Genomic DNA, 25,902 nt, shown 5'->3' on the forward strand with positions numbered 1-25,902 from the left:
ACCCATTCAGTTGCTATTTATCAGATTGACAAGTAGAAGAGATAAAATAAATCCCTTTTTCTTTAGATGATTTATCGTTAATTTCATAATCAAATGTACATTGTTGGTCTTCCATTCTTCCCCACTTAGCTTTTAATTTCCCTATAGGTGCTAATCCAGAAATAAAGACATTCCCGTTATCACCAACAATACCACTTACAGAACGCGATTCGTCAATAACCATTGCACCAAATGGGATAATCGCACCATTTTTTTTCTTTAAATTTACTATTGCTCGATAACCGATATTGGTTTTAAAATTAGCCTGCACTAATGCTCCTTTAGTAGGAATAACATTCATAATTGCATTTTCTAATTCAATATTTTCACCTAATGAATTTATATCCAAAGAAACACGATTATTCTTATAAATAGATGCATAAGGTAGAACGGCATATCCTTTATTATTAGTTAATATACCATTAGCATTCTCAACTCTAATGTTATTAGCATCATTTGCTTTAATAAGAATATTTGTATCACCTAAAGGCTGGCTTAAAGTAATTCCACCAGAATGTGCAACAACACCACCATTTAAATTATAATTTAATTCATGCCAATCGTTATTATAATTATATCCGCTCCCCAGATTAGCATACTTTCCTTTATAGTTAGCATAAACCATTCCAGAGTAACCACCACCGTTATGAGCATACCCTTGTTGGATATTATAATTTAAATTATTATCCTCAAGTAATGTTCCTGTTAATCCAGCTTGTTGAACCCATACATTGTCATTACTTCTATTCATAGAATAAACGGCATACATACTATTTCGACTAGCGTTTAAATCATTAACTCTATTTTGATTAAAAAGATCATTAATAGGAATAGAAATATTAAATGCAATATTTTTATTATCTCCACTCATACCTGGCGATTTAGATTTAGAAAAATTCAAGCTATAATTAATTTGCTTTATATTTCCATTATAACCAATTTGCCATAATTGTTCTGTTTCTGTTGTTCGCCAATAATTTTGATAAGAACCCAATAAATATAAAGAACTGTTATCCGTCACTTGCTGATTTATATTAACTTGAAAACGTCCTTTTTTAGAATAATTTAAATTATAATAGTTAGATAAACTTTCATTATCCCTTATTATTCCATCAGAAGTGATAATTTCACGTCCTTCCATTTTATTGTAACTAACTTCATTTAACGTATAATATCCTTGAGTCGAATATCGATACCCCATAATTTGAAAGTTTGTCCCTGTGCTATTAATTGACTTCGCATAAAGTAGACGAAATGATTGTCCTTTTTTATGTTCATCATTTGGTAAAATACTATTTGCTTGAATAACATCTGCTGATATCGCACCTAAATTTCCTAAATTTCCACCTAGACCAATAGCATAAGCTTGATAGTTATTCGAAAATTGACTTCCCCCATAGAGGGTTAAGTTATAAGGCAAACCATAAATTAAATTTAATTGCCCAAAATTAGGTTTATCCTGAAAATCAGACCCACTTCTAAATTCCCCTCCAATAAACTCATATTTAAGGCGTCCTTCACGTTGCAAAATAGGAACATTTGAATAAGGCACAACAAATTGAGTAATTTCTCCATTATTCTCTTTAATTACCACATCTAAATTACCACTGCTTGATGTTGCATAAAGATCTTTTATTTCGAATGCACCAGGAGGAACAGAAATTTGGTAGATAACAAAGCCATTTTGTTTAACAGTAACAATCGCATTGCTATTTGCAATCCCTTTAATTGTAGGAGCAAATCCTCTCATACTATCAGGTAGCATATTATCATCAGATTCTAGTTTAGCACCTCTAAAACCAAGGCTATCAAAAATGATACCGCTAGAAAATGAATCACCCACTGTCAGCTCTGCTTTTAATGGAATTATCGGTTTTTGTACATATGTTCTTATATTACGCCATTTATTCTGGTTATTTTCACCACTAGCGTACATCCATGTGCTTTCATTACGTAGTCGCCATGATCCTACATTAATACCAGGGTTTAGATTTAAAAAGTAATTATTATTATTAATATTATCTTTGAAATTTTTACTATTTCTTCCTGTAAAATTATAATTTAACAAAAAGGCATTAATACCATTATCCCATTTTTCTGGAGGAATATAGCCACGAACATTATTTTTAAACATTACTTGTGGAATACTTAAAAATAACTTTTGACTTTCAAAATCAAATCTAATATTTGACTTTTCAATCTCATCTAATATATCAATACACTCTTTACTATTAATTTTTTTACTATCATCATTTAAACTCACACCTATATTTTTTAATTCTTTATTGTTTAAACAAGGTAGCAACCCTGTTCCATCAGATGATTTATTATTTTCATAAAAGGGAATACTTTTAGTTTCAATATATTCATTATTGACATAAATTTCGACTGAATAGATTCCTTCTGGCTGGCCTTCACCTTTATCAAAGCGTGATAAATCTGCAACTTCACTATCAATGCTCGATATCAAATTAGGATTAAAAAAGCTATCTGCATAACTAATGCTAGAATAAAAAGATCCTAAAACGAAATAGAGATTAAAAATTATAGTCTTAGATTTTAACATAATAAAACCTTATCATTAATTAATCTTGTAGTATTATTTACTAACCTTTTTTATTATTATTGGCGTACTGGCACCATAATCATTAATAGTTTGATAAGATATTTGATTATAGCTAGGATTATTGACTTTTATTTCTATAGATCCTTTAGGCGGCACCATAGTACTATTCAACTTTTCTTCTCCGACTTTTATATTAATTAAGGTTGCATAATATGGTGTTGGATTTTTTATTGTTAAATTTTTCCCTGAAGGTATAAATTCAATACTACTAGGAACATCTTCAGTTCTAAATACCAAGCCTTGTGGCCTAACAAATATTTTTATTCTAGATAACACGGCCAATTGCAATATATTTTTATCTTTAATTTCTTCTCTTTCAATTTCAGGTATTGCTTTCATATTTAGCCAAAATAAACTTTCTCTATCAGTAGGTAAAATTTTTCCTGCATATATAATTCTTAATTTATTTTCACTTTCAGGCTTACTTACAAAAAGAGGTGGAGTCACAATAAATTCATTTGTTTTTTTATCATCGTTATCATCAATCCACGACTGAATTAAAAAACGTAATTTTTTATCTGTATTATTAATAGTAATTGATGTCTGTTTAGCATCCATTGGATATATAATTCGAGTTGCAGCCAATGCTACACCTCCAGCATAAGAGAATGAAGAAAAACAAAAGAGAAAAAATAAAATAATATAGTTTCTATATATTAAATACATATGAGCCTCGAGTAACAGGTTTAATTAGTGATAACTAAAAACAAACCACACAACACTATCGGCCTTACCGCCAATAACCGTTTCTTTTGTTGCTAAATAGCTTGCTTTAAATTCTATTTTTAACTCATTTTCTTTAATAAACTTATATTTATTAATATTATTTGGAATTATCATCTCATCTTCAGAATTAAATAGTGCAACACCAACACCTGAAGCTGAATTTTGTTTTTCTGTAATATTAAATAATCGTTTATCTATACTATTGACATCACCTAAAATATATAAACTGACTTTATCAGCCATATTTTTATTACAATTCATTAATTTAATAAAAAAAGGGAGCTTTATTGAATGACTTCCTACACCATTAAATTGATTACTACTAATAATACCTAAATCAACAATCTGATTTTTACTTTCTGGAGATACTGTACATGCTGGTTCAACAATACCTCCCCTAAAATAAACAATACCATCATCTAAAAATGTTTTATTCCTTTCTATAGAATATGTTGTAAATGAAATAGAAAAAAACAGTGCAATAGAATATATTAAACTATATTTCATATTTGCCTCGATATAAAAGTATGGCCTTTATTATTAGGCCATACTTCTCAATAAACTAATTAGACTTATTCATATTGCATTCTAAAAGTCACATTGGCATCAGCCTGACCCGGTGTTACTGTATCTAATGTTGATTTATAGCGGGCAACAAAATTCAAAGTATTAGCTCCGTCGATTAACTGTTTAGCGGTAGAGAACACAGAACCATCTGGTGATAAAATTTTACCCGTATGGTCTGTAATCTCAATACCAACACCTGTGGCTGCGCCTGCGCCACCAGTTGTAATATTACTGACAGCTAATACTGTTTTGTCATTTGAATCACTAACACCTGAAAATGATGCTGAGGCATTTTTTGCAACTGTAGTATCACACGCTTCTAAATCAATCGAAAAATCAGTGTTTCCAACAGTTTTACCAACACTATCAAATTGAGCTGTTCGATATTGACCAATATTGATAGTTTGATTCATTGACTTTGCACTAACAGCACATGCAGCATTTACTATTTGCCCCGTAAAATTAATTTTACCACCATTAACAATAGTAGCCGCCGAAGCAATACTACTCAGTGATAAAACTGATACAGCTAATACGGTTTTAACTAGCATTTTTCTTTTAAGCATTGACTTTTCCTTTTATATTACAGGTAAATATAAACAACATCTTCACTTCAAAATATACTCAAGGCAATAAAACTCATATTAAAGAGAAATATTAATAATGGATTTCCATATCTAAATATAAAATTAAGATATGGATATTAAAATAAAGTATCAAGTAACAATAACTCAATAGACATGTCGATATTACATAAATAGGATTTAATTTAAATCCTTATTAAAAGTGTAATATTGGTATATCTATATAAATTAAAAAATCAAAAATATATTAAATAACATTTTTAAAAAAAGGAATGTTATTATCAGTATCATATTTTATTTTATACTTTAGTGTAATTACTCTATTTCTTACTCGATCAAAAAAATCACTAATTGAAATATCAAATATATTTAGTATATAAAATAATATATCTACAGGTATTTTATTTATACCTCGTTCATAACGAGATATCTGTTGTTGAGAAATATTTAATATTTTTCCTAGTTCAGCCCCCGTCATAAAATTACGTTGTCGTAAGAGAGAGAGTTCATATCCTATCGAATGACAAAATATCTTTCTTTCTGAAATATATTTAAAATTCAATGAGAAATCATTTATTTCCAAAATTATCTTCCCCAAATGTATTTGTATTTAATTTACGATATAAGATTAATAAAATCAAACATTCAAAATTTTCTAACCAATTAAGATGCACATAATAAAACACCAAATAAGTGTAAGTAAATATACTCAATCACCTTATATCAGGAGGTTAATAATTTATTTTATTTATATCATCTTTTTTGTAAGGTGATAAAGTCTAAAAAACAATGATTATTTGACAAAATAAAAGATAATATTCTGCATTTATAGGAAAGGTAAACACTTATCATTGTATGATAAAAGGATAATTTTGGAGGGGTTAATATTTAATTAAAAATAAAAACAAAAACAAAGCTAAAAAACAGTCTTTTTCATCCTTTTGAATTAAGTTAAAGAGATGAAGGCATTAACTAATCTTATTAATTGTAAAATATAACTAATTCCTGCTGAGTTTTGTTGATGAAAATCAAACTTTGTGTTAATTAATATTTCATTACAATAGTGAAAGTATAAGTCTCACTTAAACCACACCTAACTCATTAAAAAATAATATTTTTTTCAATATATTAAGATATCTAAACACAATAGATATGGTTAACATTAAAAATAAGCAACTTAATTGGTTTATAATTAGAATATTAATGATAAAACTAGGCTTCTTAAGCTTTTTGAAAAAATAATGATAAGCACTAAAACAAGGTGTATTAATAAAATATTTTTTGCTTATTAAACAACATAGAATTGACGTTCATATTTTATGATAAAAAAAGTCTGAATAAATTCAGACTTTTTTTATCCATTAGTATAATTTTATTAAAAATTAAAGTGGATCGACTTTTAAACAAGAGACGGCATGGCGGAAGCTTCCTTCTAATAAAGGTCGTGTTTTTGCACATTCTTCATCCGCCATAGGACAACGTGTACGGAAAATACAACCTGATGGTGGATTAATCGGAGAAGGCAACTCCCCCTCTAATAAATCAATGTGCTTATTACGCTCTTTATCGGGATCAGGAATAGGGACTGCTGACATCAACGCTTTAGTATAAGGATGTAGTGGATGATGATAAACTTCATCATAGGTTCCTAATTCTACCGCATGCCCTAAATACATCACCAAAACACGATCTGAAATATGCTTTACCACTGCCAAATCATGCGCAATAAAGATTAAAGATAATCCCATCTCTTTTTGAATATCTTTCAGCAAGTTAACCACTTGAGCCTGAATTGATACATCTAATGCTGAAACGGGTTCATCACAAATCACTAATTTAGGCTCTAGGATTAACGCGCGAGCAATACCGATACGCTGACATTGCCCACCAGAGAATTCATGAGGATAACGGTTGATTAAGTTTGGCAATAATCCGACTCGCATCATCATTGCTTTGACTTTTTCAACAACTTCAGCCTGTTTCATTTTAGGGTGATAAGTTTTTAATGGTTCAGCAATGATATCGCCAATCGTCATTCTTGGGTTTAGAGAAGCCAGCGGATCTTGGAATATCATCTGGATATCTTGGCGAATATCGCGCCATTGCTTATTCCCCATTCCCAGTAAATCATTACCTAACCATGAGACAGTTCCACCAGAGGCTTTGACTAACCCAATAATGGCCCGCGCAAATGTCGATTTACCACAACCAGATTCACCAACAACCCCTAATGTTTCACCTTCATATAAACGCAGCGTGACACCATCAACGGCTTTGAGGCTTTTTTTAGGTTGCCAGAACCACTGTTTATTATCTTGAACATCGAAATAAACTTTTAAGTCATTCACTTCGAGAATAACTTTTCTATCTTGTAACATGGCTTGAGTCATACCAATTCCTCCACCGCTTTAAAACAGGCACGTAATCGCCCTTGTGCAAATTGCTCTAATTGAGGTTCACTCGTTAAGCATTGCTCTGTTGCATACTGGCAACGAGGTTGGAATGGACAGCCTTTTGGTAAACGCAATAAGTTCGGCGGATTACCCGGAATGGTCGCTAGTCGCTCATCTTCACCGTCTAAACGCGGAACGGCTTGTAGCAACCCAATAGAATAAGGGTGTGATGGTTGATAAAAAATATCACGTGCATTTCCATATTCCATCGTGCGCCCTGCATACATTACCAATACTTTATCGCAAATTCCTGCAACAACCCCTAAGTCATGGGTGATCATAATAATTGCGGTGTTTAAATCATTCTTAAGCTCATTTAACAGTGTCATGATTTGTGCTTGAACCGTCACATCAAGCGCTGTTGTCGGCTCATCAGCAATTAATAGTTTAGGCTTACACAGCAATGCCATTGCAATCATGACACGTTGACGCATCCCACCTGAAAATTCATGAGGGTACATACTCATTCGTTTATGCGCTTCAGGCATTTTTACGGCATCTAACATACGCACAGATTCTGCATATGCATCATTTTTACTCATACCTTTATGAAGCATTAAGACTTCAATAAGCTGTGAGCCCACTTTCATATAGGGATTTAATGAGGTCATTGGATCTTGAAATATCATGGATATTTCTTCAGCACGCATTTTATTTAATTCGCTTTGGCGAAGATTTAAGATCTCACGACCATTAAAGTTTGCGCTACCCGCTGTACGACCATTTTTTGCTAATAATCCCATCAATGCGAAAGCTGTTTGCGATTTACCTGAACCCGATTCACCAACAATGCCTAGAGTTTCACCTGCAGCTAATTCAAAATTGAGTTTATTAACTGCGGTGACATCACCATCTGCGGTACCAAAAGTGACGCTGAGATCTTTAACGCTTAATAACGACTTATTTGCTGTATTTGTCATTTTGTTCTCCTTAACGATCTTTCGGATCTAATGCGTCACGTAAGCCATCACCGATAAAGTTAAAGCAAAACAGTGTGACAACTAAGAACGAAGCCGGGAAAAGTAACAACCAAGGAGAAACTTCCATTGAGTTTGCACCATCACTTAATAGTGCTCCCCAACTACTTAATGGCTCTTGTGTTCCTAAACCTAAGAAGCTTAAGAAGGATTCAAATAAAATCATGCTAGGCACTAATAAAGAGGCATAAACCACCACCACACCGAGTACGTTAGGTACGATATGTCTTAACACGATATTGCGTGATGACACACCACAAACTAATGCAGCTTCAATAAACTCTTTACGTTTTAGACTTAAGGTTTGTCCTCTTACAATACGCGCCATATCGAGCCAAGATACCATCCCAATCGCAACGAAAATCAGTAGGATATTTTGACCGAAAAATGTCACCAGTAAGATAACAAAGAACATAAATGGGAATGAGTTTAATATTTCCAGTAAACGCATCATAATTGAATCAACACGCCCACCAATATAACCCGCCATTGCGCCATACAGCGTACCAACAATAACAGCAACAAAGGCGGCGGCGATACCGACCATTAATGAGATACGACCACCAATCGCAACCCGTACTAATAAGTCACGACCTGATGAGTCAGTGCCAAAATAGTGAGAAGAGGCAAAGTCAGGTGCCATCGACATCATTTCCCAATCAGTATCGTCATAAACAAAGGGCGATAACATTGGGGCAAAAATAACAAATAATAAAATAAAGAAAAGTAACACAAGACTCGTGATCGCAGCTTTATTGTGCATAAAACGACGACGAGCATCTTGCCATAAACTACGACCTTCAATATCTAGCTGCTCCGAGAAATTCCCCAGAGCTTCGCTGTTTTCCTTCAGTGATAACATAACGTGCTCCAGTGTCTATTAATAACGAATTTTCGGATCAATAACGGCATATAAGATATCGACAATGGCATTAAAGAAGATCGTTAATGCACCTACGATAATGGTTAAGCTTAATACCAATGAATAATCTCGGTTTAAAGCACCATTAACGAATAATTGTCCGATACCCGGCAATCCAAAGATGGTTTCAATAACCATTGAGCCCGTAATAATACCGACAAATGCAGGCCCCATATAAGAGATAACAGGTAGCAACGCGGGTTTTAAAGCATGGCGCAGTACAATTCTTTTCATCGGCAAGCCTTTCGCTTTTGCCGTTCTAATAAAGTTTGAGTGTAATACTTCAATCATTGAACTACGGGTAATACGCGAGATACTAGCAATGTAAGAAAGCGACAGTGCGATCATTGGCAACAACATATATTGCACAGCTCCGCCATTCCAGCCCCCTGCCGGCAACCACCTTAAGGTAATCGCAAAAATAAGCACTAATAGTGGTGCGACAACAAAACTCGGTATTACAACTCCCGTCATGGCAAAAGTCATGACGGTATAATCCCATTTGGTGTTTTGATTCAGTGCGGCTATCACGCCTGCCCCCACACCTAAAATGACAGCAAAAATAAATGCCGACAGCCCTAATTTAGCTGAAACAGGGAATGCTTTACCGACTAAGGTGTTTACACTGTAGTCTTTATATTTAAAAGAAGGCCCTAAATCCCCTTTCGACAATTGAATTAAATAATCGAAGTATTGCTTATAAATGGGATCATTTAAGTGATATTTCGCTTCAATATTTGCCATAACCTCAGGCGGGAGTTTTCTTTCACCCGTAAAAGGACTACCCGGGGCTAAACGCATCATAAAGAACGAAATCGTTATTAGAATAAATAGAGTCGGTATCGCTTCTAAAAAGCGACGAAAAATAAATTTGAGCATTGCCCGTTCCTATAATACAAACCTATTCAGGCGTAACGATAAAAAGACCTCGTCTTAATAAGACAAGGTCTCGCCCGATTATTTAGCAATAATATACAAGTCTTTAGTATGTAAATTATCTAATGGATCTTTACCTGAATAACCACCCACATAAGGTTTAACTAAACGGGTGTTTACATAATAGTAAAGAGGAACAATGGCCGAATCTTTATCTAATACACCTTCAGCTTTTTGATAAATAGCGGCACGTTCATCATCAGATTTCACACGTAACGACTCTTTGAGTAATGCGTCAAATTCTGTGTTTTTATAGTGAACAGTGTTGTTACTGCTGTAAGACAGCATCATGTTCAGGAATGAAGAAGGTTCATTATAATCTGCACACCAACCGGCACGAGCAACATCATAAGTTCCTTGATGACGAGTATCTAAGAACGTTTTCCACTCTTGGTTTTCAAGAGAAACATCAGCACCTAAGTTTTTCTTCCAAATTGAAGAAGCGGCGATCGCGACTTTTTTATGTAAGTCGGATGTATTGTACAGAAGCTTAAATTTCAGTGGATTTGCTTTGTTATAGCCCGCCTCTTCTAATAATTGGCGTGCTTTTTCATTACGTTGTTCTTGAGTCCAACTCGCAAACCACTCAGGTTTGCTCTCTTTAATTCCATCTGTAAATGGAGGGGTAAAGCCATAAGCTGGGATATCACCTTGGTTTTTCACTTTATAAGTAATGATATCTCTATCCATTGACAGTTTCAGTGCTTCACGAACACGAGGATCGTTAAACGGAGCCTTCTCATTATTAATTTCATAATAATAAGTACATAAATAGGGGCTTATACGCAATTCATCAGGGATCTCTTTTTTCAATTTTTGGAAAAATTCGATTGGTAAATTGCTATATGTCATGTCGATTTCACCCGCACGATAGCGGTTTACATCAGTGACTTCTGATGAAATAGGTAAGAACGTCACTTGATCAATAACAGTATTTTTGTTATCCCAATAAGTTGGACTACGCTCTAACACAATACGTTCATTGACTGTCCAGTCTTTTAAATTATAAGCGCCGTTACCGACGAAGTTAGCAGGTTGCGTCCATTTCTCACCAAATTTTTCAATCACTTTTTGGTTAACTGGCGACATGGAGGAGTGAGCTAATAATTTTGGTAAATAAGGCACAGCTTCAGATAAAGTGATTTCTAATGTGTTGTTATCTAATGCCTTAACACCTAATTCTGTGGCTTTTTTCTTACCTGCAATAATATCGTCGATATTCACGATATGCGCATATTGCAGATAACTTTCATAAGGAGATGCAGTGTTAGGATCCGCTAAACGTTGCCAGCTATAAACGAAATCTTGCGCTGTAACAGGTTCACCATTCGACCATTTAGCACCTTCACGAATCTTAAATGTCCAAACAGTAAAATCTTTATTTTCCCAACTCGTTGCGGAGCCTGGTAAAATTTCACCATCTGGTCCAACAATAGTAATGCCTTCGAAAAGATCACGCGCTAATGCAGACTCAGGTACACCTTCGATTTTATGAGGATCAAGTGATTGTGGTTCAGAGCCATTATTACGCACCAGCACTTGTTTTTCAGCCAATTTCACCCCGTCAGGAACAACAGCAGCGTTAGCTGTTAGCGCTGACAATCCAAAGATTGCGCTTATTGCAATCGCCAACGCACTCTTTTTAGTTAAATTACTCATCTTATAAAATACTCCCAGTTAGTGAGCTGGTTGCTAGACAACCATTCTGTGATGTTCAGTTGTGTTTTAGAACGGTTTACACAACTTATTGTTTTTACAAAAAATAAATCAATTTTGTTTATTTGCTATCAGTTCTTAATTGCCTGATAGCATTATAATTTTTTTAATGCCGCTATCTTTTTTGTGTAGTTTTTTATTGTTTCACTACTTTTTAAATAACTTTTAATAATTAAATCGCACATAACTATAGAATGTCGATAATTTACCAGTTTTAGTTATCTGCCTTTATAAAATAGCGCTTTAAGTCCGTATAATCAAAGGGGTCTTTACCTGTAAATCCGCCTACTTTTGGACTAACTAATCTAACACTGACACGATAATAAACAGGTACTATCGCCGAGTCCTTGTCTAACAAGGCTTCAGCGCGCTGATAGAGTTGATGTCGAGCCTCTTTATCAACCGCAATTGAAGCATTATTTAATGCGTCATCGTAATCATTATTTTCATAAAAGACTGTATTAAGACTACTTGTGGAAAGAAATGAATTTAAAAACGAGGTAGGTTCATTGTAATCTGCACACCACGTTGCTCTCGCAACTTGATAATTTCCTTGATTACGATTTTCTAATGCGGTTTTCCACTCTTGGTTTTGCAACGTCACATTTGCACCAATACTTTTTTTCCACATTGATGCAGCAGCTATGGCCTGCTGTTTATTTTGATCAGACGTATTGTAGAGCAAAGTAAAAGTTAGAGGATTTTGAGCATCAAATCCCGCTTCTTTTAATAATTCACGCGCCCTCTCATTACGTTGCTGTTGTGTCCAATAAGCCCATTTAGGCGCTTTAAAATTACCGTTACCAATAAAAGAGGGAGTAAAAGAATAAGCGGGTATTTGCCCTTGTCCCATTATTTTTTCAGCAATAACTTCTCTATCAAGTGTCAGTTTCACCGCTTCACGAACACGAGGATCATCAAAAGGCGCTTTTTTATTATTTAATTCATAATAGAAAGTACATAAATACGGTGTGACATGTAAATTCTCTGGCTGTTCTTGCCTCATTTTTCTATACAGAACAGGAGGAATAGCGCTATTAGTGATATCTATTTCACCGCTACGATAGCGATTAATATCACTGGTTTCTGAGCTAATTGGTAAAAATGTAGCTTGCTCAATAATGGTGTTTTTATTATCCCAATAAAGTGGATTACGTTTTAAAGTCACCTTTTCATTCACAACCCAATTTTCAATAACATAAGCACCATTACCGACAAAATTTTCAGGACGAGTCCAATTCACGCCATATTTTTCAACAACCTCTTTTTTAACTGGTTTTAATGGCGTGTGGCTGACCATATCGACTAAATAGGGAATTGGCTTGGTTAAATTAATTTGCAAAGTATGAGGATCTATCGCTTTCACACCTAGTGCTTCAGGCGTTTTTTTTCCACTAAGAATATCTGCAACATTTTCAACATAAGCATATTCAAGATAACTGGCATAAGGTGAACCTGTTTTAGGATCGACCACTCGACGCCAGCTATAAACAAAGTCTTCAGCGGTCACTGGTGTACCATCACTCCACTTTGCATCTTCTCGCAAATAGAATGTCCACACCTTGTTATCATCCGTTTCCCAGCGTTGTGCAACGCCCGGCATACTCTCGCCATTAGGCCCCACATAAGTCAGACCTTCTAATAAATTTAAAATAATATTAGTTTCTGGTGCGCCTTCTACTTTATGCGGGTCAAGAGATGAAACTTCAGTACCGTTATTAATCACAATATTCTGTTGTTTGGCCAGAGTAGTGCCTTCAGGAAGAGTAATGGCATGAGAAAAAAAGGAGGTTAATACAAGTGACATAATACTAAGTGGGAACACTGTTTTTAACGTGGCTTTATTTTTCATGGGTACCTCTCCTAATAAACAATAATTTATAGCGGGGTCGCTCAATTAACGATATGTATCGTTGTTAAATTTTGATTGTAATATTTGTGGCTCTTAAAGATTTTAAAGATATTTATGAGATAAAAATGATACCAACACTCTTCTTTTTTACACTTATCGTAAATTTTGTCAATTAATGCGGTATTCTTATCACTTAACTTTATTGAGCCCTCTAGAGTTCTATCCTGAGAAAATAAAATATATATATCGAGAGGAACAAAACAACAAATAAACATTAAATTAACATCATGCAAGTTTTATAGATAGAAAACCTACTCAGCTCACAAATTTAATATAATTAGGATGGGTTTTACTTAACTCACAGAACTTTATGATGCTTTATTTGTAAAAAATTTCTCTTTGAAATTAATTTAAAATAACAATAAATTCATCTTTAAACTGAATAACAATTCTAATATAAAAATATTTATAGATTATTAAATATTCACTTTTATTATTTGTTTTTAAAATTTAATCTAAATGTTTAATTTGAATGGAAAGTGATCGTCTAAAGACATATTTCATCACCCTATTCTTGCGGTTAATTATTCTTCTACCATAATTAATTTTGGCTACTTATAACGAAGGGTTATATGTAAGCGTAATTAAAACTTTGCGCATTGGTCACGTTTTGCCTAAGTTAAGTTCACAAAGTAATAAGTAATAAGTAATAAGTTATTGACATAACGACTTTAGCTACACCATTTCAGGGAGCGTCTCATGAAAGCAAAATTATTATCATTACTCGTTGTGGGTGCCCTTTCCGTACCGGCATTTGCAGCAACACCTGCGAATACATTAATTGTGGTACAAGGGCTTGATGATATTGTTAGCCTTGATCCAGCTGAAAGTAATGAACTGTCTAGTATTCAAACTGTGCCTAGTTTATATCAGCGTATTGTTCAACCTAATCGTGATAATCCTGAGATTAATGAGCCAATTTTAGTTGAAAGCTGGCAAGCAAATCCTGAACAAAAATCTATCGTATTCAAAATTAAACCAGATGCAAAATTTGCATCTGGTAACACCGTTCGCCCTGAAGATATTATCTTCTCTTATCAGCGTGCGATCACCATGAATAAATCACCAGCCTTTATTCTAAATGTCTTAGGTTGGAAAACAGAAAACATTACTTCATTATTGAAAAAAGTCAGTGATAATGAATTAGAAGTGCGTTGGACTGCGGATGTCAGCCCTGATGTTGTGCTAAATATTCTCTCAACCCCAATTGCTTCTATCGTTGATGAAAAGCTAGTTTCTGCTCACATTAAAAATAATGACTTTGGGAATAGCTGGCTGAAAATGAACTCAGCCGGAAGTGGCGCATACAAAATGCGGGCTTATCAACCACGTCAAGCCATAGTGTTAGAAGCAAACCCTCTCTCACCAACTGGTGCGCCTAAAATGGCGAATATTATTATTAAAAACGTGCCCGATCCGGCATCACGTCGCTTATTGATTGAAAAAGGTGATGCAGATATTGCACGTGAACTGGGCACTGACCAAACTGCCGCATTAGCAGGCAAAGCAGGGATCAAAATTTTAGATATCCCTTCTGCAGAACAAGTGTATATGGCGTTTAATACTGCCAGTGGAAACCCTGCACTGAGTAACCCTGCATTTTGGGAAGCGTCTCGTTATTTAGTTGACTACAAAGGCATTACTGAAGATCTAATGCGCGGTCAGTATTTTATTCACCAAAGTTTTTTACCCGTAGGTTTACCGGGTGCACTAAAAGATAACCCATTCACTTTTGATCCAAAGAAGGCCAAAGAAATTTTAGCCAAAGCAGGCATTACCAATGCTCGCTTTACATTAGATGTTGAGAACAAAGTACCTTATATTACGGTGGCACAATCCATTCAGGCAAGTTTTGCTCAAGCAGGTGTACAAGTAGATTTATTGCCAGCGGCAGGTAGCCAAGTGTATAGCCGCGTACGCGCTAAACAACACCAAGCCGCGATTCGTTTTTGGATCCCAGACTATTTTGATGCGCATTCAAATGCGAGTGCCTTTGCTTATAACGATGGACAATCCAATACTGTTGCTTGGTTAAATGGTTGGAAAATTCCTGAACTAAGCCAGCAAACATTGGCTGCACTTAATGAAGCAGACAAAACAAAACGCCAATCGCTCTATACTGAAATGCAAAAAGAGTTACAACGTAGTTCACCTTATGTCTTTATCGATCAAGGTAAAAACCAAATCGTCATGCGCGATAATGTTAAAGGTTATGCCCAAGGTCTAAATGCAGATATGGTTTATTATGACAAAGTAACTAAGTAATATTTTCTCCTGAAACCATCCACAGTCATGTTATTGTGGATGGTCTATTTTTTGCCATTTCACTAGGCTATTGCTGTATGAATACTGCTATGACGTTACCTATTCGTCTAAAAAGTCAGTTAATTACTTTTGCTCAAGGAATATTGACATTAGTACTTACACTTTTTGGGCTTCTTGTAATTACTTTCACGCTTTCTGCACTTTCCCCTGTTGATCCTGTTCTGCAAATTGTTGGTGATCATGCAAGCCTCGAAACCTATAACCAAGTCAAACATGAATTAGGGCTGGATTTACCTCTCTATATGCAGTTTTTTCACTATGTGGAAGCACTGCTACAAGGGCATTTAGGTACAGCAACATCAACAGGCCAGCCAGTGCTTGATGATTTGTTAGCAACGTTCCCCGCGACATTAGAATTAGCGACGATTGCATTACTGATTGGTGCCAGTCTCGGTATTTTATTCGGTGTTTTATGTGCGCGGTTTGTGGGAACGCCTCTCGATTTTATTTTGCGCATTTTGACACTATTGGGTAGCTCTGTTCCTATTTTCTGGTTAGGTTTGATTTTGCTATTGATCTTCTATGCCACATTACAATGGACTGCTGGCCCCGGACGATTAGACGATATCTATCAATTTACGATTGAACCCGTAACAGGCTTTGCGTTAATCGATACCTTATTAGCAGGTGATAAAGACGCCTTTTTTAACGCGTTATCACACCTTATTTTGCCCGTTTCTCTGTTAGCTTATTTTGCCCTTGCTTCTATTACTCGTTTAACTCGTTCGGCCTGTTTAAACGAAATGAATAAAGAGTATGTCACACTAGCGAGAGCAAAAGGCATTGGTGAGTTACGTATTCTTTTTTATCACGTATTACCCAATATTCGTGGTGTTTTAATGACTATTATCGCCCTATCTTATACCGGTATGTTAGAAGGGGCGGTATTAACAGAAACGGTCTTTTCTTGGCCGGGAATCGGTCGATATCTTACAACCGCACTTTTTGCGGGTGATACCACCGCTATTATGGGTGGTACTTTAATTATCGGTTTATGCTTTGTCTTTATTAATAATATTACCGATATCGTTATTCGTTTGACTGATCCGAGGCTCCGCTAATGTCACCTTCATTTTTAAGAAAAATAGCGCGTTCGCCTTCCGCATTTATCGGTTTATCGTTGCTTATTTTACTGTTAATTATTGCTATTTTTGCACCTTGGTTAGCCCCTTATGATCCCAATTGGCAACATGCAGCCCAACGTTTGTTAGCACCCAATGCTGAACATTGGCTAGGCACAGACAATTATGGACGCGATATTCTTTCTCGCCTTATCTATGGTACTCGCCCAATGCTAGGTTTGGTGGGATTGGTGGCTATTATCACCTTACCATTAGGATTGTTGATCGGGATTTTATCTGGATATTACGGCGGTTGGACTGAACGTATTTTAATGCGCATCACCGATATTGTAATGTCGATGCCTTCTCTTATTCTCGCCTTTGCCTTTGTCGCAATGTTAGGTCCTGGCCTGCTAAATGGTGCATTAGCACTGGCTTTAACTGCATGGCCTGCTTATGCGCGTCAATCTCGCAGTGAAATTCAACATTTGCGTAATAGTGATTATCTTGCTGCAGCCGAAATGATGGGAATTAAAGGTATTCGACTTTTATGGGGACATATTTTACCTCTATGCTTACCGTCAGCCATTGTACGTTTAGCCCTTAATTTGGCGGTGATTATTCTTGCTGCCGCAGGTCTGGGTTTTCTTGGATTAGGTGCTCGCCCTCCTATGGCTGAATGGGGAGCAATGATCGCAGAAGGTATGCCTGTTATTTTTGACCAATGGTGGATAGCTGCTATTCCGGGTACAGCGATTTTAATCAGTAGTCTGGCATTTAATTTATTGGGTGATGGATTACGCGACGTATTGGGAGATACCCATGAATAAAACACCATTAATTGAGGTCAATAACCTCTGTATCGATTTCCCAAAAGCAAGAGTTGTCAATAATGTTTCTTTCTCTTTAGGTCAAGAGCGTTTAGCGGTTGTTGGCGAATCAGGCTCAGGCAAATCAATGACCGCTCGTGCATTAATGGGATTAGTTCGTCAGCCGGGAAAAGTCAGTGCAGATAAACTCAATTTGCAGGGAAATAATTTATTGGATTTCTCATCGCGCCAATGGAATAACATCCGAGGTAATACGATTTCAATGGTATTACAAGATCCTCGTTATGCCTTAAATCCGGTAAAAACCATTTATCAGCAAGTAGAAGAAACCGTCAAACAGCATCAAAAACTTTCTCGCCAAGATAGACGTCAACTTATCATCGATACACTACTGTCTGTCGGTTTACCTGAACAGAATATTTATCGCTATCCCGGTGAATTATCAGGTGGTATGGGGCAACGAGCAATGATAGCTATTGCGCTAATCAATAACCCTACTATTTTAATTGCCGATGAGCCGACATCAGCACTTGATGCTCAGTTGCGTCATCAAATTCTTGAACTGATCACCATGCAATGTGAACAACGCAACATGGGCCTATTGTTAATTAGCCATGATTTGCCTCTTGTTGCCGAATATTGCGAACGTGTAATGGTGATGTACCAAGGCGAACAAGTGGATGAACTCAATGCGAAAGCGCTACCGACAGCTACGCACCCTTATACTCGTACACTTTGGACATGCAGACCTAATGCAAGCACTTATGGCACGCAATTGCCGGTATTAGATAGGACGCTTAATTTCAAGGGGCTACATCATGTTAATTGACATTCATGATTTACATGTTCAATTTGAGCAAGGCAAACAAGCAAAGCACGTTGTAAAAGGGATCAACTTACATGTTCAACAAGGTGAAACTTTTAGCTTAATAGGTCGTTCTGGTTGCGGAAAATCGACTATTTTACGAGTGATTGCCGGATTATTGACTCATTGGCAAGGTAACATGTCACTTTTAGGGCAAACCATTAAACCACAACAACGTTTTCAAGGCGCATTACGTCGTAATATACAAATGGTATTTCAAGATCCCTACGCCTCTTTACACCCTCAACACCGTATTGAGCGTGCGTTTTCCGAGCCTTTAAAAATCCATCAAATTCCTTTCGATAAAGATACGATTAAGCAAGCATTGGCCCAAGTTGGTTTGCCTGCAGATGTGACAAGTCGTTATCCTCATCAACTTTCGGGTGGACAGCGTCAACGCGTCGCCATTGCCAGAGCCCTTTTATTACAACCTCAATTATTGCTTTTAGACGAGCCAACCTCAGCGCTAGATATGTCAGTACAAGCCGAGATCTTAAATCTGCTTAACACCCTGAAAAAAGAGCATAATATGACATATTTATTAGTCAGCCATGATGCTGATGTTATTGCACATATGTCAGATAGAGCCGCATTAATGGAAAATGGTGAACTAACACAACATTATGATCGGGAGGCGTTATCAAAAGGGATACATCGTCTCGATTGAGATAAAAGAGAATAAATAAAAGAAAGGAACCGAGCAGTATTGCATTATTAATACTGCTCTTTTTAATTGTTCTGCGCTGTGTTTAAACTAATAAGCCGGGGAAAATAGAACGCAATCCGGTCACAATAAATTCAATACCTAACGACATTAATAATAAACCCATTATACGAGTAACCACATTAATGCCAGTTTGCCCTAAATATTTTACTAATAGTGTTGCACTGCGAAACAGCAACCAACAGCAAAAGGCAAAAAAGATACTGGTTGCGGCTAGTCCTATAAAATTAGTAAACCCTTCCCAGCGAGAGCTCCACACAATACAGGAACTGATTGCCCCGGGTCCCGCCATTAATGGTAATGCTAAAGGTACAACCGCAACACTATTGCGTACTGCGGATTCGTTTCGTTCTTGGTTGTTTTGTTTATCTTCCCCTAAACGCCCATTAATCATCGTCATGGCAATGGTAACAATCAGTATCCCACCAGCTATACGAAACGAGTCGATAGAAATACCGAAAACATTCAGTATAGAATCACCGATTAACAGAGAAGAGACTAAAATAATTGCAACAGAGCCATTCGCAATTAAGTTTGTTTTGTTGCGCCCTGCATCAGTTTGATAACTCGTCATACTGATAAAGACTGGCAAAATACCAATTGGATTTACAATCGCAAAAAGACCGACAAAAAATTTAATATAACCGGATAAATCCAGTAATGACCCCATGAAAAGCCCCTTATTGGCTAATAAACATGCGAATTATCTATAAAAAGATAGATTAACTCCAAAAAATGCGCGTTACTTTAAATCAATAAACCAGTTAATTCTATTAGTTAACAAGTTTTTACCTAAAATATTCTATTGTAAACTGATTAAAACCTAGTGGTTTAATTTTATATCGAAATCAAGTCTACGACAAAAAAATCGTTGAAGATTTATTACATATAAGAATCATTCTCATAAAAAGCCATGCTGAAAGGTGTCAGCTTGCCAATTTTGTGATATATATCACGTTAATTAATTAGAAAGATGGTAAGCTGTTATCATTCAAAGAAAGAGGGCTACTTCAAAAATATATTTTCCTTGATTATTGTTTTTTTTAAGTTTTTTAAGCAAATTATGCTCTCTAATAATTATTATCGAATTGAGCACATTATCATCTTTCTAAGCTATTCTTATTAATTATGATGAAAACGGCTAATTTGCTTAAAAAATTTAACATTTTATCAGGAGTCTCTTTATGTCTGTAACTAACGTTACTGAACTCAATGATTTGGTTGCTCGTGTAAAAAAAGCCCAACGTGAATTTGCTAATTTCTCTCAAGAACAAGTTGATGCTATTTTCCGTGCTGCTGCATTAGCTGCCGCTGATGCTCGTATTCCTCTTGCAAAATTGGCCGTCAAAGAGTCTGGTATGGGTATCGTTGAAGATAAAGTGATAAAAAACCACTTTGCTTCTGAGTATATCTACAATGCGTATAAAGACGAAAAAACCTGCGGGATTTTATCTGAAGATCTCACTTACGGCACAATAACCATTGCTGAACCTATTGGGATCATCTGTGGTATCGTACCGACCACTAACCCAACTTCTACTGCGATTTTTAAAGCATTAATTAGCTTAAAAACACGTAATGGTATTATTTTCTCTCCACACCCTCGAGCAAAAGAAGCGACAAACCGTGCTGCTGAAATCGTTTTAAATGCAGCTATCGCCGCGGGTGCGCCAAAAGACATTATTGGTTGGATTGATGAACCATCAGTCGCCCTCTCTAACGCATTAATGCACCATGAAGATATCAACCTGATCTTAGCAACAGGTGGTCCAGGCATGGTTAAAGCAGCATATAGTTCAGGTAAACCTGCTATCGGTGTTGGTGCGGGTAATACGCCAGTCGTTATTGATGACTCAGCAGATATTAAACGTGCTGTAGCATCAATCTTAATGTCTAAAACTTTCGATAACGGCGTAATTTGTGCGTCAGAACAATCTGTTATCGTTGTTGATAGCATCTATAAACAAGTTCGTGAGCGTTTCTCAACTCACGGCGGTTATATGCTAACAGGTAAAGAATTAAAAGCGGTTCAAGATATCATCTTAAAAGACGGTAACTTAAACGCAGCTATTGTAGGTCAACCAGCAACAAAAATTGCTGAAATGGCCGGCATTGAAGTACCTGTAAATACCAAAATTTTAATTGGTGAAGTAAAAGAAACTACAGAAGCAGAACCATTTGCTCACGAAAAATTATCTCCACTATTAGCAATGTACCACGCTCAATCGTTTGAAGATGCGGTACATAAAGCAGAAAAATTAGTTGAAATGGGTGGTATCGGTCATACATCTTGCTTATATACAGACCAAGATAATTGTCCTGAACATGTTGCCTATTTCGGCGATAAAATGAAAACATCTCGTATCTTAATCAATACTCCAGCATCTCAAGGTGGTATTGGTGATTTATACAACTTTAAACTTGCTCCTTCTCTAACTTTAGGTTGTGGTTCATGGGGTGGTAACTCCATTTCAGAAAACGTAGGGCCAAAACACCTTATCAACACTAAAACCGTGGCGAAAAGAGCAGAAAATATGTTGTGGCATAAACTCCCTAAATCTATTTACTTCCGCCGTGGTTGTTTACCTATCGCACTGGAAGAGATTGCGACAGATGGTAAAAAACGTGCTTTTATCGTGACCGATGGTTTCTTATTCAACAATGGTTATGTTGATGAAGTAACTCGTGTACTGAAAAAATTTGGCGTTGAAACAGAAGTCTTCTTTGAAGTTGAAGCAGACCCAACATTAAGTGTTGTGCGCAAAGGCGCAGAACAAATGAACAGCTTTAAACCTGACGTGATCATCGCATTAGGTGGTGGTTCCCCTATGGATGCGGCAAAAATCATGTGGGTTATGTATGAGCACCCAGAAACTCACTTCGAAGAATTAGCATTACGTTTTATGGATATCCGTAAACGTATTTATAAGTTCCCGAAAATGGGTGTGAAAGCACAAATGGTTGCTATCACAACAACATCAGGTACAGGCTCTGAAGTAACACCATTTGCAGTTGTAACTGATGATGAAACCGGTCAAAAATACCCATTAGCAGACTATGCATTAACACCAGATATGGCTATTGTTGATGCAAACCTTGTTATGAATATGCCTAAATCATTGTGTGCATTTGGTGGTTTAGACGCAGTAACTCACGCATTAGAAGCTTATGTTTCTGTATTAGCTAACGAATATTCTGACGGACAAGCACTGCAAGCATTGAAGTTACTGAAAGAATATCTGCCAGCAAGTTATCATGAAGGGGCTAAAAACCCAGTTGCTCGTGAACGTGTTCATAATGCGGCAACTATTGCGGGTATTGCTTTTGCTAACGCATTCTTGGGTGTTTGTCACTCAATGGCGCATAAATTAGGCTCTGAGTTCCATATTCCTCATGGTTTAGCTAATGCGTTATTAATTTCAAACGTTATTCGTTATAACGCTAATGACAACCCAACAAAACAAACTGCATTTAGCCAATACGACCGCCCTCAAGCACGCCGTCGCTATGCAGAAATCGCTGACCACTTAGAACTTTCAGCACCGGGTGACCGTACTGCTGCTAAAATTGAGAAGTTATTAGCTTGGTTAGAGGAAATGAAATCTTCATTAGGAATTCCATCTTCTATTCGTGAAGCTGGTGTCCAAGAAAGTGATTTCTTAGCAAGGGTTGATAAATTATCTGAAGATGCGTTTGACGATCAGTGTACTGGTGCTAACCCACGTTACCCACTGATATCTGAACTAAAACAACTGTTATTAGATTCTTACTATGGTCGTGAATTTAATGAACATCCAGTTGTTGAAGTAAAAGAAGAGACAAAACCAGCTAAAAAAAGCAGTAAAAAATAATTGAAATACACTGTACTAGTGTGATCCTCAATATTTCGGTTATTTATTCTTAAATAGAAACCCAGTCCTACCATGGCTGGGTTTTTTTATGGCTTCTCATTTGCTTATCTATAATTTGCGACTGTTTTCTAATATTGAGGAATAAGGCGTGATAGGTCACTATTTAGCCATAAAATATAAGTAGTTATACTTATTTTGTAAATTTGATTTTTACTATAAAAATAACACCTTTCTTTATGCATTCATAATTGGCTCTAGAAAAGGCGCTGAGCAACTCATCGCTCAAGCCATACCAACGTATTACCACATGATAAAAAATGCTTTGTAGGGGATTATAGAACGCGTCAAACTCTCCCCTCTTTGATTTAGTTAGTTTAATCATCTCACTCTTATCTTATATCCTTCACATAATGACGATAACAAAATGTTATTTGAAATCATCGTGATTACTTTACGCTTTCTTACAATTGAATTCTTATCCGATAAAACAAATAGACTTCATTATTTGGATTATTAATTTGTGTTTAAAATATGGAGATATAAATATTTTATATCTCTAACCGCGTTGGATTTATAAAAAATATAATTTCAATAAAGTATTATCAGAATGAAGCTGATTAACTTATTACCGAAATAATAACGTAATAAAGGTCGCTATTTGTACATTACGCTTAGAAATTTACTCCTTTAGGAGTATGAGAAGAGCCTGTTTATCCGTATTAACAGCTACAAAATGAAGTGTTTTATTTATTCAATGATAACTTAAACAGTCTATAATCAGCATCTATAAAACCTGATATAAACGTTTCATTATACTAACCATAGATAAACGAAATATCTTTTAGTGTTTTCCGCCTATCTTTATTCAACTTTATTAAACTATGAACAATATAAATGAATCAAATGTCCCTCTCTCTTATCATTTGTAAAAAACAATATCGACATCACAAAATAAACACCTTACGTATATTTGATTATGTCTTTTTTGATTAATGATAATGAAATCGATGAAATAAATAAATTTTCCTGTCAAAAAATAACATATCTTCACAAAAGAAAATCAAACTCACCGCATTTTGATATAAAAAAAGCCAACAAATTGGCTAAAAATTAAAAATGTATAAACATTTTTTGGTATTACATAATATAACGCTTTATTTGAATTCTTATTTCATCCCCCTCTTTTACCCTAACAAATTAGTAAAAGAGGGAAATTGAAAAAGTTACTCTTGTTCAATACACCCTTTTAAGGTTGCCTGCGTATAATGCTTACGACAGACTGAAACATATTTTTCATTTCCACCTATTTCAACTTGAGCACCATCACTCAGAACATTTCCTTTATCATCTAGGCGTAGTACTTTATTTGCCTTTCTACCGCAGTAACATACTGTTTTAAGCTCTACAAGCTTATCAGCCCATGCTAATAAATAAGCACTGCCGGTAAATAACTCACCTCTAAAGTCCGTTCTTAATCCATAAGTGAGAACAGGAATATCATAGGTATCCGTTATTTCGCAAAGTTGTTCAACATGCGCCTTACTTAAAAATTGGCATTCATCAATCAATACACAGTGAATAGGTTGTTTGTTATGTTCAGCAACAATAACATCACGAATATTCATATCATCACTAAAGAGTAATGCATCAGCACTTAATCCTATTCTTGAGCTAACCTTTCCCTTTGCAAATCGTGTATCAATAGCCGCTGTGAAAATCAATGTGCGCATTCCTCGTTCATTATAGTTATAAGAGGATTGCAATAAAGATGTTGATTTTCCAGCATTCATGGCTGAATAATAAAAGTAAAGCTGAGCCATCAGCTCTCTCCTTAAATAGTGTTTATTTTCACGAACGACAGTCTAACATAAACAATCTACAAGTTATCTATAACAAGTATTTATTGCCTTTATTTCTATTCTAGATATACCATCCAAAGATAAAGTTTGTTGTTAATGCTAATTTTGTTTAAAAAATAAATAGCTTTAATAAGTACTTAACATATTAAAACACACCTTGATATACCTTTATTAAAGTATGAAAGTTAGTCCGATTCCATTTTTAGAAAAAAGTCAGTTATTATAAAAAAATGAACAAAGCTTTCTATTCTTTAGCATTAGCGCTATCATCACTTAAAAGATGCATTTCCTTACTAATATTTCCTTTATTGACTAAAGATACCTCAACTTTTATTATTTTTTTCGTTGAGATATTAGTTTAAAAAAAAGAAATTTTACGTAAGGTTTGTATTTAGGTATTGCAGAAATTTAAATAGCAATCTATTATTAGTATTACATCAGCCAACAACATTTATTTGAGACCAGGAAAATGAGCGAATCTTTAAAAATATTAAATAACATCCGTACTCTCCGCGCACAAGCAAGAGAAACTTCTTTAGAAACTTTAGAAGAAATGCTGGAGAAACTCGAAGTTGTCGTTAATGAGCGTCGTGAAGAATTCTCATTAGAAAAAGCAGCTGAAGAAGAACGTGTTCAGAAATTACAAAAATACCGTGAAATGTTAGAAGAAGCCGGTATTGATCCAACAGACTTACTTGAAGCAAGTGCAACTAATAAAACTGGCCGTGCTAAACGTGCAGCTCGCCCAGCTAAATATTCTTACGTTGATGATAATGGTGAAACTAAAACTTGGACAGGCCAAGGTCGTACACCAGCTGTAATCAAACGTGCTATTGATGAAGAAGGCAAATCATTAGAAGATTTCCTGCTGTAATTTACAGTCAATACTCTATTTGAAATACCCTTTTAATTACTTAAAAGGGTATTTT

20 protein-coding genes are annotated in these 25,902 nt (G+C 35.5%); 7 read left to right on the plus strand and 13 right to left on the minus strand.

What is annotated here, in order from left to right:
- Positions 1 to 13: 13 nt before the first annotated feature.
- The 11 genes from GWI59_RS14505 to GWI59_RS14555 all read right to left on the minus strand — a co-directional run bounded on the left by GWI59_RS14505 (position 14) and on the right by GWI59_RS14555 (position 13,398).
- Positions 14 to 2,605, minus strand: coding sequence for a fimbrial biogenesis usher protein (locus GWI59_RS14505; RefSeq protein ID WP_109847356.1), 2,592 nt, complete (start codon positions 2,603 to 2,605; stop codon positions 14 to 16).
- 33 nt (positions 2,606 to 2,638) lie between these two features.
- Positions 2,639 to 3,331, minus strand: a complete 693-nt coding sequence (locus tag GWI59_RS14510; protein ID WP_006536456.1) for a fimbria/pilus periplasmic chaperone — start codon at positions 3,329 to 3,331, stop codon at positions 2,639 to 2,641.
- Positions 3,332 to 3,355: 24 nt separating this feature from the next.
- Positions 3,356 to 3,898, minus strand: coding sequence for a fimbrial protein (locus tag GWI59_RS14515; protein ID WP_109847355.1), 543 nt, complete (start codon positions 3,896 to 3,898; stop codon positions 3,356 to 3,358).
- A 65-nt stretch (positions 3,899 to 3,963) separates the two neighbouring features.
- Entirely contained in the window at positions 3,964 to 4,524 is a 561-nt protein-coding gene (gene fimA, locus GWI59_RS14520; RefSeq protein ID WP_072064082.1) for a type 1 fimbrial major subunit FimA, read from the minus strand.
- A gap of 265 nt (positions 4,525 to 4,789) precedes the next feature.
- Positions 4,790 to 5,125 (minus strand): helix-turn-helix domain-containing protein, encoded by a 336-nt coding sequence (locus tag GWI59_RS14525; protein WP_072064083.1) that lies wholly within the window; start codon positions 5,123 to 5,125, stop codon positions 4,790 to 4,792.
- A gap of 799 nt (positions 5,126 to 5,924) precedes the next feature.
- Entirely contained in the window at positions 5,925 to 6,932 is a 1,008-nt protein-coding gene (gene oppF / locus GWI59_RS14530) for a murein tripeptide/oligopeptide ABC transporter ATP binding protein OppF (RefSeq protein WP_161724987.1), read from the minus strand.
- On the minus strand, positions 6,929 to 7,915 hold the full coding sequence (locus GWI59_RS14535) for an ABC transporter ATP-binding protein (protein ID WP_072064085.1): 987 nt from the start codon (positions 7,913 to 7,915) through the stop codon (positions 6,929 to 6,931). The genes oppF and GWI59_RS14535 overlap by 4 nt, the downstream gene beginning before the upstream one ends.
- A 10-nt stretch (positions 7,916 to 7,925) precedes the next feature.
- Positions 7,926 to 8,834: an oligopeptide ABC transporter permease OppC gene (gene oppC, locus GWI59_RS14540; RefSeq protein WP_006536448.1), complete on the minus strand. Its 909-nt coding sequence runs from the start codon at positions 8,832 to 8,834 to the stop codon at positions 7,926 to 7,928.
- Between the two features lie 18 nt (positions 8,835 to 8,852).
- Positions 8,853 to 9,773 carry an oligopeptide ABC transporter permease OppB gene (oppB, locus tag GWI59_RS14545; protein WP_023581988.1) on the minus strand — a complete coding sequence of 307 codons (921 nt, stop codon included), beginning with the start codon at positions 9,771 to 9,773 and terminating at the stop codon, positions 8,853 to 8,855.
- A 78-nt stretch (positions 9,774 to 9,851) separates the two neighbouring features.
- Positions 9,852 to 11,489 (minus strand): oligopeptide ABC transporter substrate-binding protein OppA, encoded by a 1,638-nt coding sequence (gene oppA, locus GWI59_RS14550; protein ID WP_115065398.1) that lies wholly within the window; start codon positions 11,487 to 11,489, stop codon positions 9,852 to 9,854.
- Positions 11,490 to 11,760: 271 nt separating this feature from the next.
- On the minus strand, positions 11,761 to 13,398 hold the full coding sequence (locus GWI59_RS14555) for an ABC transporter substrate-binding protein (protein WP_161671613.1): 1,638 nt from the start codon (positions 13,396 to 13,398) through the stop codon (positions 11,761 to 11,763).
- Positions 13,399 to 14,157: 759 nt separating this feature from the next.
- Here GWI59_RS14555 and GWI59_RS14560 point away from each other — a divergent pair.
- The 5 genes from GWI59_RS14560 to GWI59_RS14580 all read left to right on the plus strand — a co-directional run bounded on the left by GWI59_RS14560 (position 14,158) and on the right by GWI59_RS14580 (position 19,206).
- The gene (locus GWI59_RS14560; RefSeq protein WP_161724990.1) at positions 14,158 to 15,723 is read left to right on the plus strand and encodes an ABC transporter substrate-binding protein; all 1,566 of its coding nucleotides are present in this window, start codon (positions 14,158 to 14,160) and stop codon (positions 15,721 to 15,723) included.
- A gap of 77 nt (positions 15,724 to 15,800) precedes the next feature.
- The gene (locus GWI59_RS14565; RefSeq protein WP_072064090.1) at positions 15,801 to 16,844 is read left to right on the plus strand and encodes an ABC transporter permease; all 1,044 of its coding nucleotides are present in this window, start codon (positions 15,801 to 15,803) and stop codon (positions 16,842 to 16,844) included.
- The gene (locus GWI59_RS14570) at positions 16,844 to 17,674 is read left to right on the plus strand and encodes an ABC transporter permease (protein ID WP_072064091.1); all 831 of its coding nucleotides are present in this window, start codon (positions 16,844 to 16,846) and stop codon (positions 17,672 to 17,674) included. The genes GWI59_RS14565 and GWI59_RS14570 overlap by 1 nt, the downstream gene beginning before the upstream one ends.
- The gene (locus GWI59_RS14575) at positions 17,667 to 18,503 is read left to right on the plus strand and encodes an ABC transporter ATP-binding protein (protein ID WP_006536436.1); all 837 of its coding nucleotides are present in this window, start codon (positions 17,667 to 17,669) and stop codon (positions 18,501 to 18,503) included. The genes GWI59_RS14570 and GWI59_RS14575 overlap by 8 nt, the downstream gene beginning before the upstream one ends.
- Positions 18,493 to 19,206 (plus strand): ABC transporter ATP-binding protein, encoded by a 714-nt coding sequence (locus GWI59_RS14580; protein ID WP_006536435.1) that lies wholly within the window; start codon positions 18,493 to 18,495, stop codon positions 19,204 to 19,206. The genes GWI59_RS14575 and GWI59_RS14580 overlap by 11 nt, the downstream gene beginning before the upstream one ends.
- 82 nt (positions 19,207 to 19,288) lie before the next feature.
- Here the strand turns inward: GWI59_RS14580 and GWI59_RS14585 are convergent, their stop codons facing one another.
- Entirely contained in the window at positions 19,289 to 19,933 is a 645-nt protein-coding gene (locus tag GWI59_RS14585; protein WP_006536434.1) for a YchE family NAAT transporter, read from the minus strand.
- 514 nt (positions 19,934 to 20,447) lie between these two features.
- On the opposite strand from GWI59_RS14585, the gene adhE reads away from it, so the two are divergent.
- Positions 20,448 to 23,114, plus strand: a complete 2,667-nt coding sequence (adhE, locus tag GWI59_RS14590; protein ID WP_072064093.1) for a bifunctional acetaldehyde-CoA/alcohol dehydrogenase — start codon at positions 20,448 to 20,450, stop codon at positions 23,112 to 23,114.
- Positions 23,115 to 24,337: 1,223 nt separating this feature from the next.
- Here the strand turns inward: adhE and GWI59_RS14595 are convergent.
- Positions 24,338 to 24,934, minus strand: a complete 597-nt coding sequence (locus GWI59_RS14595) for a thymidine kinase (protein WP_006536430.1) — start codon at positions 24,932 to 24,934, stop codon at positions 24,338 to 24,340.
- Between the two features lie 508 nt (positions 24,935 to 25,442).
- Here GWI59_RS14595 and hns point away from each other — a divergent pair.
- Positions 25,443 to 25,847 (plus strand): histone-like nucleoid-structuring protein H-NS, encoded by a 405-nt coding sequence (gene hns, locus GWI59_RS14600; protein WP_006536429.1) that lies wholly within the window; start codon positions 25,443 to 25,445, stop codon positions 25,845 to 25,847.
- Positions 25,848 to 25,902 lie beyond the last annotated feature (55 nt).

Source organism: Proteus sp. G2673 (assembly GCF_009915125.1).
Lineage (GTDB): Bacteria > Pseudomonadota > Gammaproteobacteria > Enterobacterales > Enterobacteriaceae > Proteus > Proteus penneri.